Annotated in this window: 17 protein-coding genes and 1 riboswitch; of the genes, 6 read left to right on the forward strand and 11 right to left on the reverse strand. The window is 66.6% G+C overall.

Annotated features, from left to right (window positions below):
• Positions 1-256: 256 nt before the first annotated feature.
• Genes hpt through dacB form a run of 4 tightly spaced genes read right to left on the reverse strand, consistent with a single transcriptional unit; the run spans position 257 to position 4,267 of the window.
• Positions 257-808, reverse strand: a complete 552-nt coding sequence (hpt, locus tag CH273_RS04965; RefSeq protein ID WP_032395535.1) for a hypoxanthine phosphoribosyltransferase — start codon at positions 806-808, stop codon at positions 257-259.
• A gap of 11 nt (positions 809-819) precedes the next feature.
• Entirely contained in the window at positions 820-1,782 is a 963-nt protein-coding gene (gene tilS, locus CH273_RS04970; protein ID WP_032395169.1) for a tRNA lysidine(34) synthetase TilS, read from the reverse strand.
• On the reverse strand, positions 1,782-2,873 hold the full coding sequence (locus CH273_RS04975) for a zinc-dependent metalloprotease (protein ID WP_371828366.1): 1,092 nt from the start codon (positions 2,871-2,873) through the stop codon (positions 1,782-1,784). The genes tilS and CH273_RS04975 overlap by 1 nt, the downstream gene beginning before the upstream one ends.
• Positions 2,864-4,267, reverse strand: coding sequence for a D-alanyl-D-alanine carboxypeptidase/D-alanyl-D-alanine endopeptidase (gene dacB, locus CH273_RS04980; protein WP_032395171.1), 1,404 nt, complete (start codon positions 4,265-4,267; stop codon positions 2,864-2,866). The genes CH273_RS04975 and dacB overlap by 10 nt, the downstream gene beginning before the upstream one ends.
• Before the next feature lie 144 nt (positions 4,268-4,411).
• Between dacB and CH273_RS04985 the strand changes: the two genes are divergently transcribed.
• Together CH273_RS04985 and CH273_RS04990 are read left to right on the forward strand one after the other, a co-directional pair.
• Positions 4,412-4,903, forward strand: a complete 492-nt coding sequence (locus CH273_RS04985) for an inorganic diphosphatase (protein WP_032395172.1) — start codon at positions 4,412-4,414, stop codon at positions 4,901-4,903.
• A gap of 63 nt (positions 4,904-4,966) precedes the next feature.
• On the forward strand, positions 4,967-5,416 hold the full coding sequence (locus CH273_RS04990; protein ID WP_032395173.1) for a PAS domain-containing protein: 450 nt from the start codon (positions 4,967-4,969) through the stop codon (positions 5,414-5,416).
• Positions 5,417-5,464: 48 nt separating this feature from the next.
• Here CH273_RS04990 and CH273_RS04995 read toward each other — a convergent pair whose 3' ends face one another.
• From CH273_RS04995 to CH273_RS05005, 3 genes are all read right to left on the reverse strand, one after another.
• Positions 5,465-6,481: a GGDEF domain-containing protein gene (locus tag CH273_RS04995; protein ID WP_230596748.1), complete on the reverse strand. Its 1,017-nt coding sequence runs from the start codon at positions 6,479-6,481 to the stop codon at positions 5,465-5,467.
• A gap of 139 nt (positions 6,482-6,620) precedes the next feature.
• Positions 6,621-7,085 (reverse strand): MarR family winged helix-turn-helix transcriptional regulator, encoded by a 465-nt coding sequence (locus CH273_RS05000; RefSeq protein WP_032395175.1) that lies wholly within the window; start codon positions 7,083-7,085, stop codon positions 6,621-6,623.
• Between the two features lies 1 nt (position 7,086).
• A complete protein-coding gene (locus CH273_RS05005; RefSeq protein ID WP_032395176.1) occupies positions 7,087-7,914 on the reverse strand; it encodes a crotonase/enoyl-CoA hydratase family protein in 828 nt (275 codons plus the stop codon).
• Between the two features lie 119 nt (positions 7,915-8,033).
• On the opposite strand from CH273_RS05005, the gene CH273_RS05010 reads away from it, so the two are divergent.
• Positions 8,034-8,531, forward strand: coding sequence for a 2-oxo-4-hydroxy-4-carboxy-5-ureidoimidazoline decarboxylase (locus CH273_RS05010; RefSeq protein ID WP_032395177.1), 498 nt, complete (start codon positions 8,034-8,036; stop codon positions 8,529-8,531).
• Between the two features lie 13 nt (positions 8,532-8,544).
• Here the strand turns inward: CH273_RS05010 and CH273_RS05015 are convergent, their stop codons facing one another.
• Both CH273_RS05015 and CH273_RS05020 read right to left on the reverse strand, forming a co-directional pair.
• Positions 8,545-8,769 (reverse strand): DUF6480 family protein, encoded by a 225-nt coding sequence (locus CH273_RS05015; protein ID WP_032395178.1) that lies wholly within the window; start codon positions 8,767-8,769, stop codon positions 8,545-8,547.
• Between the two features lie 28 nt (positions 8,770-8,797).
• Entirely contained in the window at positions 8,798-9,442 is a 645-nt protein-coding gene (locus CH273_RS05020; protein ID WP_176459165.1) for a TetR/AcrR family transcriptional regulator, read from the reverse strand.
• Positions 9,443-9,494: 52 nt separating this feature from the next.
• Between CH273_RS05020 and CH273_RS05025 the strand changes: the two genes are divergently transcribed.
• The 3 genes from CH273_RS05025 (at position 9,495) to CH273_RS05035 (ending at position 12,105) form a co-directional block, all read left to right on the forward strand.
• Positions 9,495-10,499 (forward strand): ABC transporter permease, encoded by a 1,005-nt coding sequence (locus CH273_RS05025; RefSeq protein WP_052049456.1) that lies wholly within the window; start codon positions 9,495-9,497, stop codon positions 10,497-10,499.
• A 4-nt stretch (positions 10,500-10,503) separates the two neighbouring features.
• Positions 10,504-11,487 carry an allantoicase gene (gene alc / locus CH273_RS05030; RefSeq protein ID WP_032395180.1) on the forward strand — a complete coding sequence of 328 codons (984 nt, stop codon included), beginning with the start codon at positions 10,504-10,506 and terminating at the stop codon, positions 11,485-11,487.
• Between the two features lie 144 nt (positions 11,488-11,631).
• Positions 11,632-12,105: a YbaK/EbsC family protein gene (locus tag CH273_RS05035; RefSeq protein WP_032395181.1), complete on the forward strand. Its 474-nt coding sequence runs from the start codon at positions 11,632-11,634 to the stop codon at positions 12,103-12,105.
• A gap of 20 nt (positions 12,106-12,125) precedes the next feature.
• On the opposite strand, the gene CH273_RS05040 is transcribed toward CH273_RS05035, so the two are convergent.
• Positions 12,126-12,626 (reverse strand): hypothetical protein, encoded by a 501-nt coding sequence (locus tag CH273_RS05040; RefSeq protein WP_032395182.1) that lies wholly within the window; start codon positions 12,624-12,626, stop codon positions 12,126-12,128.
• Positions 12,627-12,781: 155 nt separating this feature from the next.
• Positions 12,782-14,113 carry an aminotransferase class V-fold PLP-dependent enzyme gene (locus CH273_RS05045; protein ID WP_032395183.1) on the reverse strand — a complete coding sequence of 444 codons (1,332 nt, stop codon included), beginning with the start codon at positions 14,111-14,113 and terminating at the stop codon, positions 12,782-12,784.
• A gap of 54 nt (positions 14,114-14,167) precedes the next feature.
• Positions 14,168-14,283, reverse strand: a riboswitch (SAM riboswitch).
• Positions 14,284-14,446: the final 163 nt, after the last annotated feature.

Consider the following 14,446-nt stretch of genomic DNA (forward strand, 5'->3'; position numbering starts at 1 on the left):
TCCGCTCCAGCGCGCTGGCTGCTCCCTGCCCGCCGGATACTCCAGGCTAGCGCGAGACTCGGACATCTGACTCGCTCTTACCTGGCGCTGTGCGTCCACGCACCTGTTTGCGTCGACGCTCCTTCCCCTCCAACGACTGCACTCCCCCGGCAGTTCCCCACCTGATGGGCACCTTATCCGCATCGATGGACCATTGCATGCGTCTCCGCGCGGCAATGGTCCATTCACGCGGGCGGGGTGGACCGAACGAACGAACTCAGCTGTAGACCTTGGGATCGAGTAGGCCGATGTACGGCAGGTCCCGGTAGCGCTCGTTGTAGTCGAGGCCGTAGCCGACGACGAATTCGTTGGGGATGTCGAAGCCAACGTTCGCGACCTCCACGTCGACCTTGATGGCGTCGGGCTTGCGCAGCAACGTCACCACCGACAGCGAGGCAGGCGAGCGGGTCGCGAGGTTGCGCTTGAGCCAGCTCAGCGTCAGACCGGAGTCGATGATGTCCTCCACGATCAGCACGTGGCGTCCGGTGATGTCGCGGTCGAGGTCCTTGAGGATCCGGACGACGCCCGACGACGAGGTGGACGACCCGTAGGAGCTGACCGCCATGAACTCGAGCTGCGCCGGGATGGGCAATGCGCGCGCGAAGTCGGTCATGAACATGATCGCGCCCTTGAGGACGCCGACCAGGAGCAGGTCACCTTCCGGCGAGCCTTCGGGATACCGCTGGGCGATCTCTTCTGCGAGTTCCGCAGTGCGTGCTTTGATCTGTTCCTCGGAAATGAGAACCGATTCGATGTCGCCCTCGTACACGGGGTTTCCCTTCATTCGTTCTCCAGGCCGACGCTCAGCCTGCCATGCCGACGCGAGCACACCAACCTGGCGTCGGGCGTTCCTCCTGGCAGCGCGACTCCGCCCTGGCCCGTCCACCGTCCGACGAGGGCATCGACGGCCCGGATCTGCCGGTCGGTCAGCGACGTCACACCTCGGCCGAGCAACCATCGACGCAGCACTCGCCTGCGAACGGCAGGAGCGAGCGGGTCGAGCACAGCGACCTCGAGGTCCGGCGCATCGGTATCGACGACGGACTCGGCAATCGCGTCGAGGACCCGGCCGTCCTCGCGCAACTGCTCGGCGGTCCGCGCGAGTGCAGCGGCGACACCACCGCCGAGCACATCCTCGAGCAGGGGCAGCACCTCGTGACGCAACCGCACCCGGGTGAAGTCGGTGTCGATGTTGTGCGGATCCTCGAACGGCTCGATCCCCAGCTCGACGCAGGCAGCCCGGGTCACGCTGCGCCTGACTCCGAGCAGCGGCCGGCCCCACGGCGCATCGAATGCCGCCATCCCGGCGATCGACCGCGGTCCCGATCCGCGCCCCAACCCGAGCAGCACCGTTTCGGCCTGATCGTCGAGGGTGTGCGCCACCAGCACCGACGCGTCGCCGCGGGCTTGGTTCAACGCGTCGTACCTGGCTCGGCGGGCGGCTGCTTCCATCCCTCCCGAACCGCTCACCTGCACCGTCAGAACACGCGCGTCGGCGACACCGAATTCGAGAGCGTGCGCCGCCGCAGTCGAGGCCACCTGCGCCGAGCCGGCCTGCAGACCGTGATCGACGATCAACGCGAGCACACCCGGAGCCTCCGCCACGGTCGCTGCGGTCAACGCCAACGAATCCGCGCCGCCGGACAACGCGACGGCGACAGGACCGGGGTGGGCGGCGAGCCACGCGCGCACCGCATGCCTGACCTCGAGCAGCGCGGGGCCTTCGGGTAGCCGCGTGGGCATCAGCCCAGAACTCGGGCGATCCAGGCGTCGGGGTCCTCGATCTCCGACAGCAACGGCAGGGTGTCGGGCCCGGTCCACACGGTGTTGAAGCGTTCCATCCCCACCGTGGCGACGACGTGATCGACGAATGCCTTGCCGCGCACGTACTGCGCCATCTTCGCGTCCATGCCGAGCAGTGCCCGGACGACGCGTTGCAGCGGGTTCACCTTGCGTCGACGGCGCTGATCGAACGCACCACGGATCTGCGTCACGGTCGGCACGACGGCCGGTCCGACGGCGTCCATCACGTGGTCGGCGTGGCCTTCGAGCAGGGTGCCCAGCACCAGGAGTCGGTCGATGGCGTCGCGCTGGGGCTGCGGTTGGGTGGCGCGCAGGAGTCCGACGATGCCTGCGTCCTCGGACCTGGTGGACCCGCTCGGATTCTTGCGGGCCTTCAGCGCACCGGTCAGCCGGTTGGCGACATCTGTCAGCGGCTCGTCGGTGCCGTCGGAGAGCACCCCGACGTTCTCGCGCATGTAGCCGCCGAGCCACGGCGCGGAGGAGAACTGCACTCGGTGCGTCACCTCGTGTAGGCACACCCACAACCGGAAGTCGCTCGGCGACACACGAAGCGCCCGCTCGACGGCAATCACGTTGGGCGCGACCAGAAGCAGCGTTCCGTTCTCGCCGGTGAAGGGGTCGTACTGTCCGAGAATGGCGCTGGACAGGAAGGCCAGCATCGCTCCGGCCTGCAGTCCGGCCGGCTTTCCGCCGAGCAGACCGGACGGCGGCGTACCGTCGTCGTCTCCGGTCAGGTGCTTCATCGACGACGCGGCCGCGGCGATCCAGCCGGCGCGGTCGACCACCTGGGCGTCGGGCACGGGGAGGCCGTCGGCCAGGCCGGTGGTCTCGCGAACCGGCCCCTCGGCCCGAATCGATGCGGCGGCAAGCTCTTCCACGGCCGCATCGGCGGTGTAGCGAGACGTGGCCGGACCCGGGCGGGCCAGCTTCGCTCCGGTCTTCGCCGCCACCGACCAATCGACGGCACCGGCGAAACCGGACGTGGATTCGCCGTCTTCGGCCTTCGTTGCTGCGTCCGTGTTCACTGGCAACCACACAATCTCAGGGTCGATGCGACGGCATCGAGGGCGGGGCGACTGACGTCGGGCGGCCGGTCGTTGGACATCAGCGCGAAGGTCAGGATGCGGCCGTCGACGTCGACGACGTATCCCGCCAAAGCGCTTGCAGCAGAGAGCGTTCCGGTCTTGGCGCGAACCCAGCCCGCTCCGGTTCGATCCCCCGAGGCGTACCGATCCGTCAGGGTTCCGGTCGCGCCGGCGACCGGAAGATAATCGAGCATCGGACGCAGTGCAGGCTGCTCGGTTCCCGCTGCCGACGTCAACACCTGATCGAGCAGCCTGGCCGGAATCTTGCCGTCGACCGACAGTCCGCTGGCGTCCTCGAGCGTGAGTCCGGCCATGTCGAAGCCTGCCGAGTACAGGGTCTGCCCGATCGACGCCACAGCTCCGGAAAAGCTTGCCGCCGTGTTCATTTCGAGAGAGATTTCGCGTCCTACGGCCTCGGCGAGAACATTGTCGGAGCGATAGATCATCTGCTGCAATCGGTTCCGCAGCGGCGCGGATTCGACGGATGCGATCTGATCGGCCCCGTCGACGGCCTTGCCGATCGTCACCGCTGCCGGGTCGACGCCCAGCCCAGCGGCCAGTGCGCGGCCTGCATCCAGCGCCGGGGTTGTACTGCGCGGCGACTCGTCGACGAGTGGGTCCGATCGTCCGCCGTCGAGCATGATCGGTTCGATCGGTGTGATGGAACCGGCGGCGATATCGGCGGGGAACCAGCCCTGCGCCATCGTGTCACCGGAATAGACGGAGGTGTCGACGCCGATGCTGCGCACCACCGTTCCGCTGCGCCGAATCTGCTCCACCAGGTCGTCGATGCGCGCCGCTCCCGGATAGAACCCGTCCGTTCCGACCGGAAGCGCGGTGAGTGTGGGGTCGCCGCCCGCGATCAGCACGATGTTGCCCTCGCCGTTGCCCTGGACCACGCGGGTGGTGACGCGGTGATCGGCCGGGAGCGCGAGCATCGCCGCGGCAGCGGTGAGGACCTTGGTGGTCGAGGCAGGCGTCATCGGAGTGTCGGGGTTCTGGGACCAGAGCACCTGACCGGTCCGTGCGTCGGCGACGGTGCCGGTGAACGTGCCGAGGGCGGGATCGTCGACCACCTGGGCCAGCGCAGCTGCCAGAGCTGCCGAGTTCGGCACCGGTGCCGATTCCGGGAACGGGGTGATCGCAGGGTCGGGCAGCACCGTCTCGGGTGGGGGCTCGATCGCGGTCTCGGCTCCGTCGGACACCGACGGCAACACGAGGGCCGCGGTCGTCGCGGCGAGGATCACGACGAACAGCGCACACAGCGTCAGGATCACGCGCTTCTTCCTGCGCCGTCGGCCCGCTGTGGGGCCGAGGAACCGTCGTGTCAGCCCCGCCACTGTTCCTCCGTATCTGCCGTGGTCGTACCCACGATCGTTCAGTCAACAGTATCCTCGGGTCCGGTAGCCTTGCGCCGCCACCATCGACACATTCGCAACGGTTCGGGCCCGGTCGGGCCCGAACGAAGACAGTGAGGACTGCACGTGCCGTTCGACGTCACCATCGAGATCCCCAAGGGGCAGCGCAACAAGTACGAGGTCGACCACGTCACCGGACGTGTTCGACTCGATCGCTACCTCTACACCGCGATGGCGTATCCAGCCGATTACGGCTTCATCGAGAACACGCTCGGCGAGGACGGCGATCCGCTCGACGCACTGGTTCTGCTGCCCGAGTCGGTGTTCCCCGGCGTCATCGTCGAAGCCCGTCCCGTGGCGATGTTCAAGATGGTCGACGAGGCCGGCGGCGACGACAAGGTGCTGTGCGTTCCCGCAGGCGACACTCGTTGGGACCACATCCAGGATCTGAGCGACGTCTCGACGTTCGAGCTCGATGCGATCAAGCATTTCTTCGTCCATTACAAGGATCTCGAACCCAACAAGCACGTCACCGGGGCAGACTGGGTGGGCCGCGCAGAGGCAGAGGCCGAAATCGCTGCATCATTCAAGCGCTTGGCGGACAATCCGGAGCACTGATCGTTTCGGCATCACACACCTCGCCCTCGGCCGAACGCCGACGAAACTAGTTTGGGGAAACGCATGACCGACAGCACTTCCAACGGTGATCGGCGCAATCTGGATTCGCGACCGATCTCGGATCCGACGCAGTTTCCCGATCTGCCGGTCACGGTCGTCCTCGACCGAATTCCGGTGCCGATCCTTGCCGTCGATCCCACCGGTGCCATCGTGTTCGCGAACGAGGCCTTCGACGATCTGTTCGGCCTGGACCGCACCGAGCGGGAGGACTTCCACCTGCACGACATCTTCCCCGACCGGGCACCGGAGGGCGTCAATGTCGCGGACATGTTCCTCACCACGGTGGCCACCCGCGCGGATTCTCTGTGGCGGATGACCGACAAGACCGGCGATATCGTGCAGGTCCGCGCCAGTAAGTCGATTCTGCGCCGCACCGAGGACACCATCGTGCTCGTCGCGTTGGAGGACTTCACCGATCAGCTGTGGAACGACCCCAAGAGCGCCTTGCGCTGACGGAAGTCACACGTTCTTCCCCGAACGACGACGGTGTACGCCGGCGGATCATTCGCCGGCATACACCGTCGCTCTGTTTCCGCCCGCGTGCTTGGACTCGTACATCGCGGCGTCGGCGTCGAGCAGAACGTTGTGCAGCAGGTCCTCCCCGTCACCCGACTCTGCTGCGTCCGACCAGCGGCTGCCGTTGATCATCGCCACACCGACGCTGACCGTCACCGGTACGTCGTCGAGCGAATCGTGGACGGATTCGCGGATCTCGTCGGCAATCGAGTGCGCCGCGGCTTCCGTGACCGGCAGCGCGATGGTGAATTCCTCACCTCCGGTGCGGGCCACACACGGCCGCGCCCCCGTGGCGCTCTTCAATCTACGAGCCGTGCGACGCAGCACGCGGTCGCCCACTGCATGGCCGTAGGTGTCGTTGACCTGTTTGAACTGATCGAGATCGACCACCATCAACGCCACCGAACGATCCGCGTCGAGCGACGCCATCATGCGTTCGAACCGCAGTTCCAGGCCGCGCCTGTTGAGCAGACCGGTCAGCGAGTCGGTGTTGGCGAGATCGAGTTGATGCTGAATCACGGCGCGAAACACCAGCACCGAATTGACCACCAGCAGCGTCGCGAGGGTCCTGGCGGCGGTCGACGCCAGATCGTGAGTGTCCTCCGCCAGCGCCAGCGCCGCCAGAATCACGACCGTCACATTGACGAACAGCATGTGGAATCCGAGCACTCGCCGCCGGGCGAAGTAGACGATGTAGATGCCGATCACCGCGAACAGGGCCGCCCCGTTCAGAGCCAGATCGCGGCCGGCGAAGGTGAGCAACATCGCTGCGACGCCCACGTCGGCGTACACCACGAACCACCCGGGCATGTGCGACGCATCCAGCGAACGCCGAAGCCACCACGCTCCCACCGGGACGGTCGAGATCAGCACCAGCAGACAGACGACCTTCGCGGTCGTGCACGCGGGACCGTCGTCGGAGAACATCGCAATGGCCCCGATCAGACCGAACGAAGGAACCAAGGCGGCGATCCCGAGCGCGACGCGACGTTCGAGCCTCACCGAACCTACTCGCGGTCCGCTCGCCCGACCGTGCGGCGGTCGATCGCGATCCATTGGCACCGCGCCCCCTCCGTCCGAACCGGTTGTCCCGACTCGTCGCGCACCTCTACGAAACGATCCCTTGTCGACTGTCGGCGGCTCAGACGCTACCTGCGCGTCGGGCCGGAAGGTCCGGTCTCATTTCTTCGTAATCGGTCAAGAAACGATCCAGCAAAGCGACCAGTGACGCCCGGTCCTCGCGATCCCACCCCTCGATCACCCGACCGAGAGATTCGGTACGGCGTTGCTGAATTGCCGCGGCCACGTCCCGCCCGGACTGCGTCACGGCGAGAACGAAGGCCCTTCCGTCTCTCTCGTCGGGCACACGCTCGACGTGCCCCCGTTCGACCAGTTGAGCCACCTGCCTGCTCACTGTCGACGGATCCGAGTTCACCATCGTGGCCAGCTCACTGGATCTCATCGGCCCGTCGCGCAGCAGGCGGAACAAGCATACGTAAGCAGCCCCGTCGACACCGCCCGAAGACGAGATCTGGGCGATGTTCCGCTCGCGCAAGCGTTGCAGCCGAACCAGCTGCGTGCCCAGTTCCTCGGCGAACTCGACCACGTCAGTTACCGGTGAACTGCGCCGGTCGCTTCTCGAACACCGAGGTGATCGCCTCGGTGAGATCGTGCGAGGCGAGGAAGGCGGCGTTCCAGGCCGCGACGTAGCGAAGCGAGTCGTCGACGCTGGAAGATCGGGAATGGTCGAGCACGGTCTTGATGCCCTGCACCACCAGAGGCGGATTCGCAGCGATGGCGGCGGCGCAGTCACGAGCAGCGGCCAGGGTGGCGTCGTGGTCCTCGAACACGTCGTTGACCAGGCCGATCTTCTCGGCGCGCGCGGCATCGATGTCCTTGCCCGTCAGAGCGAGCTCACGCATGTGGCCATCGCCGATGATCGCGGGCAGTCGGGCCAACGACCCCATGTCCGCGACGATCGCGACCCGGACCTCGCGCACGCTGAACTTCGCGTCGGCGCTCGCGTACCGCACGTCCGCGGCGGTGATGAGGTCGACGCCGCCGCCGATGCACCAGCCCTGAACCGCCGCGACGACGGGTTTGCGGCAGTCGGCAACCGCGTTGATGGCCTTCTGCATCGTCTTGATGGTGTCGTGGAACGACGTTCGGGGACCGGCCAACGCCTTGTCGGCCATCAGCGGACCGAATGTTCCTGCCATCGCTGCGAGGTCGAGTCCGTAGGTGAAGTTCTTACCCGAGCCCGCGAGCACGACTGCCCGAACCTCGGGATCGGCGTCGAGCTGCGCGAACAGCTCGGGGCTTTCGCTCCAGAAGTCGGGGCCCATGGCGTTGCCCTTGCCCGGTCCGAGAAGTGTCACGTTCGCGATGTGGTCCGCGATCTCCACGGAGAAGGCGTTCCAGGTTCGTTCCGTCATGCCTGCGAGCCTAGCGGCAGCGTCGCACATTGCTGCACCGCATGTTACGGCGCGTAACGTCTGCGCTAAGTCCCTGCTCAGCTCTGGTACATGCATCGAATCCCGCCCATCATCGACTCATGTTGATGCATCAGGGTCTGGGCCTGGAGACGTTCAACGATCTGCCGCGCCGCAAGGCGGTCCATGCGCTGTACGAGTGCTGCTGCTCGGTGGCGTGGGCGTCCAGGGTGGCAGACGGCCGCAGGTACCGCTCACGGGCTGACCTGTTCGCCGCAGCCGACGCGGAACTGACCGAACTCTCGGACGGGGATGTGGATTCGCTCGCCGCGACGCTGCCGGAGCCGAGCAAGGTGTGCGCGGCCATGGACACCGACACTCGCGGGGCACTGGGAACTGCGGCCAGGGCGTACGAGGACCGGTTCGGTTACCCGTACGCGTCCAGCCGGTTGTTCGAGCCCGAGGGCTTCGAGCCGCGAGACATCCTGGTCGATCTGGGCCATCGCCTCGACAACGACGATCAGACCGAGCGCAAGATCATGCGCGACGAGCTGGCGAAGATCAACCACACCAGATTGGATCGCCTGCTGGGGCCCGAAGGCGGCTGGCCCCAGTACTGAGCTCGGTCGAGGATCAGCCGAACAGACCGACGACGCGACCGATCAGTCCACCGGCGATCAGGATCGCCAGCAATGCCACGACGCAGATGACGACGATGGGCATCACCCGGCTGCGCTGCGGCGGCTCGTGATTCGGACCGCCGATTCCGGTTTCGGCGGGCGGGGTGTCTCCTGGCGTGACGCCGCCTCCCGCTTCGAGTCCTGTGGTGACGTCGGGGTCTGGATTCTGGGCATTCATCTTCTGCGGTTACCCGGTGCGGTCTCGCTCAATCGAGATGTGTTCTGGCTATCGCTCCCGCGAACAACTCCGACACCGCGTCGGCGATGACTCCCTCGTCGATCTCCTCCGGATCCACCGAATGTTCGACGGCCAATCCGGAGATCAATGCCGCCAGTGACGTCGCGAGGCGTCGGGCATCGAAGTTCTTGCCGACTCCCCACCGCCCTGCGTGCTCGGCGATGAGGCGTTCGAGCTCCCCGCGCAGCGCGCGACGGTCGGTGCGGTAGCGCTCGGCGACGGCAGGGTCGCGTCCGGCGAGGATGCCGAATTCGACCGTCAGCAGGGGCCACCGGGGTTCGGCCACCACCCAGGACGCTATTTCACCGCCGCCCGCTCCTGCCGCTGCACCGGAGTCCAGATCGGATACGTGGGCCAGTACGCGGGCGGCGAGGTCGAGGGAACGGCGGGCGAGCAGTTCGGCGAACAGCGCTTGCTTGGACTCGAAATTGGAGTAGACGGCTCCCTTGGTGAAGCCGGCTCTGTCGGCGATATCGGTGAGTTTCGCTGCGGCATAGCCCCGTTCGGTGAATTCGTCGGCTGCCGCGGCGAGCAGTCGGTCCCGAACGTCGGTGCGTTGGGGTCGTCGCCGATCCTGTGTCGGCCCCCACTTTTCTTGCTCCTCCGCATTCACGATACCTAGAGTATTGAATACCTCGGGTATCGACAAGATTCAGGAGTCACCCATGCGCAAGATGTCACTGCTCGCTGCCGCGGTGCTGGTACTTCAGCTCGGCTTCATCCTCAGCTACGTCTCGGCCTTCCATCAGCCGACGCCGCACGCGATCCCCATCGCGGTGGTGACCGAGCCCGGCCTCCCCGAGGGGCTGGACCAGCAGACCGCCGACCGCCTCGACGCCATCGACGGCACTCCGCTCGCGGCACGCACCGCAGCCGATACCGCAGAGGTCCGTTCACTGCTCCGCGACCGAGACATTCTCGGGGCGTACGTCATCGGTGCCGACGGAACGGACACCCTCATCACCGCGAGCGCGGCGGGTAGTTCCGTGGCCACCGCGCTCGAATCGATCTTCACCGAGGTCGAGGCCTCGCAGGGTCGCCAGTTCGTGGTCCGCGACGAGATTCCGGTGGGCGTACACGACAACCGGGGGCTGTCCGGCTTCTACCTCTCGGTCGGCTGGGTCGTCGGCGGCTACCTGCTGGCGGCAGCATTCGGACTGCTGATCGGGGCACCACAGTCGCGTCGCGAAACCTGTTCGCACGTCGGAATTCTCGCTGCCTACGCCGTCACCTCGGGTGCACTCGGCGCCTTCCTCACCACCCATGTCCTGGAAACGTTTGCCGGCCATTGGTTTCCGCTCGCATTACTGGGCACCGGCGTGGTCTTCGCCACCGGTCTGTTCACCATGGGCCTGCGCGCACTGATCGGGGTCGCCGCGGTTCCGGCCGCGATCGTACTGTTCGTGATTCTCGGAAACCCGAGCGCAGGAGGCGCTTTCGGGGCAGACGTCCTTCCCTCGCTCTACGCTTCCATCGGTCGGTGGATCACTCCGGGCATCGGCACCGAGGGCGTGCGCAGCATCGTGTACTTCTCCGGCACCGGACTGGGGCAACCCGCACTCGCACTTGCTCTGTACATCGTGATCGGCACGCTGCTGATGGGCGCGGCAGCACTGCGTCGCCGGTCCGCACACAACCCGGTGGCTCCACGCGCGACCAGTAAAGTGTGATCCCATGACCGCCAACTTCCCCTTGCCACTGCCCGATCTCGCCGTCCGCACACTCGGAGGCGCAGTCGTGTGGGCGAACGACGAGACGTTCGCGGAGAAGGAGAATCTCGTCCGGCCAGGAAAAGCCGACTACTCGACGGCGACGTTCGGACACAAGGGCCAGATCTACGACGGGTGGGAGACACGACGCCGACGCGAGGCCGGCTACGACGAGGCCATCGTTCGTCTCGGAGCGCCGGGTGTCGTCTCGGCGGTCGTCGTCGACACCGCGTGGTTCACCGGAAACTATCCGCCGGAGATCTCGATCGAGGCCGCCGAGGTCGACGGCTTTCCGTCACCGGAGGAGCTTCACACCCAGACGGAATGGACCACGATCGTCCCGCGCAGCTCGGTCGACGGCGACAGCGAGAACAGGTTCACCGTCGCCTCCGATGCTCGGTGGACGCACGTGAAGCTGTCGATCTATCCCGACGGCGGAGTGGCGCGGTTGCGGGTGCTCGGCCGCGGCAAGCCCGACCCGAAATTTCTCGCTGCCGGGCCGGTGGACCTGGCTGCACTCGAGAACGGCGCGTACGTCTCGGCATGCTCGAACATGTTCTACAGCTCGCCCAACAACCTGCTCTTCCCCGGACCCCCACGGTCGATGGGTGAAGGCTGGGAGACCTCGCGTCGACGCAACGAGGCGAACGACTGGGTCCAGGTGCAGCTCGCCGGCACCGGGCTCATCTCTCTGGCCGAACTCGACACCACCTGCTTCCTCGGAAACGCGCCCGGTGCGGCATCTCTGCGTGGCCGGCTCGGCGACGGCGAGTGGATCGAACTGTTGCCACGTACGACGCTGCAGCCCGACACCCGGCATCGCTTCGTCCTCACCCACGACACCCCGGTCTCCGAGGTGCGCATGGACATCTTCCCCGACGGCGGGATGGCGCGATTGAGACTGTTCGGTGATCTCGCGGGAGTGGAGCCTGCGGGAACGACCCAGTAGGGCGGGAATGGAGCCTGCAGGAACGACCCAGTAGGGCGGGAGTGGAGCCTGCAGGAACGACCCAGTAGGGCGGGAGTGGAGCCTGCGGAATGACCGGATAAGCAAGCATCTGCGTAAACGGTCGCGGGGCAATAGGGTTGGCACATGACCCGGCTACTTCATCCGAATGCAGCCCATGTTGCCGATACTCTGATCTCTCGCGGCCATCACGGTGTGGTGGTCAACAGCCCCGAGGGCACGCACACCGCCGCCGATGCTGCCGCGGCGCTGGGCGTCGAAGTGGGTGCGATCGTGAAGTCGATGGTGTTTCTGCTCGACGACGAGCCGGTACTGCTACTGGTTTCCGGTGCCCACAACGTTCATCTCGAGCACACCGGTGAGCGTCTGGGCGGGACGTTGATGCGCGCGCCCCTGGACACGGCCAAGCACGCAACCGGGCAGCCGATCGGGGGGATCGCACCGGTCGGCCACCCCACCAATCTGGACACGTTCGTCGACCAGGATCTGGCCGGGTACGCCGAGGTGTGGGCGGCCGCCGGTCACACCAACACGATCTTTCGGTCCACGTTCACCGAGTTGGTGCGCATCACCGCAGGTCTGGCGATCGACGTCACCTGACCCTGCCCCACCATCGGGGCTCAGGACGCGAGTGTCGGGGCGATCGGTGCGCCGAGGACCGAGTCGACGACGTCGATGTCGAGTCGGGTGCCGCGCGATTCGAGCAGCGGCAACACTGCGTTGTTGATCAGTACCGACTGGCGAGCGACATCGCCTGGCACCGTCAACGTCACGCCGTCTGCCACATCGGCCGCGGTGACATCGGAGATCAAACTGGCCAGGCCCGCCGGTGTTCCGACGTAGCGGATGGACGCCGGGCTGGTCGGCGCGTCCAGTGCGGCGAATTCCCGACGTGCCGTCCGCGCGTCGGTTGCGATGTGGATCTCGAGGTCGAGAAACACTGCTGCGCTGTCGGCAGGTTCGCCGCGCTCGATTGCCTCGGCCCGCACCCGGGCCCGGTGTTGCTGGGATTCGCGCAGGTCGGAGGCCTGGATCCGGACTACGTCACCGTCCGACGGCAGGGTCAGTTCGGTCCAACCTGCAGAGAATTCGACGGCGACGCGGGTGAAGTTGTGCGACATGAGTGGTGATCCTGTTTCTGGAAGTCGGTGAACGCATTCGGTCGGAGCGGAGCCGAACTCGAACACGACCCGGACGCAGTGCGGCACAGATCCACGTATCTGTTGCTCCAGTGACGGTTGCCCGTCCACACGACACTCACGGTCATGACGCCATGCTAACGGCCTGCGGGGCTGCACGGGGATCCAACCCCGGCGGCCCCGTCGGCCAGCTCGGGGAAGGGTCGCGGGTCGGGTACCGGGTTCCACCAGCCGGCGTCCTCCGCGTAGTGCCAGTTCGGTCCCGACTCGACCAGGGCGGCGAGGGCGTCGACGAGTCGGTCCACATCGGCCGACGAGCTACCGAGTCCGATACTGGCGCGAACCGCTCCGGCCGCGTGCCCCAGCCGGCTCAGCAGGGGGTGTGCGCAGAACTTGCCGTCGCGCACGCCGATTCCGTGTTCGGCGGACAGGTACGCGGCCACCTCACCGGGATCGCGTCCGGCGACGGTGAAGGTGACGATGCCGACACTGTCGGGCGCGTCGGCCCAGACCCGGAGCTGCTCGACGCCGTCCAGATCCGCCAGGCCGCGCCGCAGTCGGGACGACAATTCCTGCTCGTGCGCCTGCAGCTCGGCATCGTCGAATCCGGCGATGGCCTCGCAGGCCGCAGCGAGAGCCACAACGCCGAGGACGTTGGGGGTGCCCGCCTCGTGCCGCTGCGGTGCCGGAGCCCAGTCGGTGTTGTCGATGCTCACGCTGCGCACCGCGCCGCCGCCGGCCAGGTGCGGCTCACCGGCGTCGAGCCAATCACGTCTGCCCACAAGCACTCCCGCGCCGAACGGGGCGTAGAGCTTGTGGCCGGAGAACGCGAGATAGTCCACGCCGAGTGCGGCGATGTCGACCCGCCGATGCGGAACCAGCTGGGCACCGTCCACCGCGATGCGTGCGCCGTGCCGATGCGCCAGTGCTGCGAGTTCCACGATGGGAAGCACCTCACCGGTGACGTTCGATGCGCCCGTGATCGCCAGTAGTGCAGCAGGTTTCGCGGCGAGCTCCACGTCGAGCCGGGTGATGGTCTCGGCGAGGGTCGACGCCGCCACCACCACTCGTCGATCGCGCCACGGGAGCAGGTTCGCGTGGTGTTCGATGTCGAGCACCACGGTATCGCCCGGCACGCAGGCGGCCAGCAGGTTCAGCGAGTCGGTGGTGTTCCGTGTGAACACCACCACCGAATCACTGTGCGCACCAACGAAATCAGCGACCGTCACCCGAGCCTTCTCGTACGCCGCCGTCGAGACCCGTGAGGCGTAGCCGGCACCCCGGTGCACGCTCGAGTAGAACGGCAGCAGTTCGGCGATCCGATCGGTCACCGCGTCCAGGGCGGGCGCGCTGGCGGCGTAATCGAAGTTCGCGTAAGTGCATGTGCCGCCGTGGACCAGCGGTACCTGTAGATCCGTGCCCGAAACAGGGGCAAAAGGAGCACAGGGGCGGGAGAGTACAGATGTCATGACAGATCAAGCCCTCACGTTCGAGGGACCCGCAACCGAAGGACGTGATGAACGAGTCCGCGCTTGCCGCGCCGGTTTTCCGGCATCAGCCTGGTCGTCACCCGGAGCACCCCACCGCGGAGGAGGGTTGCCGACCAGCTAGCCGGGGCTTGATGCTGGTACTCGTGACCGTGGGAAAGACACTCGCAAACTCGCTGCCGTTTTGTCAAGCCGGGACTCGCCCCTGCGCCGCAGTAGGATTCCCGCGGTGGGAAGGCGCGCTCGTTCACCTGCTGGCAAACAGAACGTGAGATAACCAACGGCGCTGCTGCTCGCCAGCACCACAGAATCACT

Origin of the sequence: Rhodococcus sp. 05-339-2, from assembly GCF_002258965.1 — a bacterium.
GTDB lineage: Bacteria > Actinomycetota > Actinomycetes > Mycobacteriales > Mycobacteriaceae > Rhodococcoides.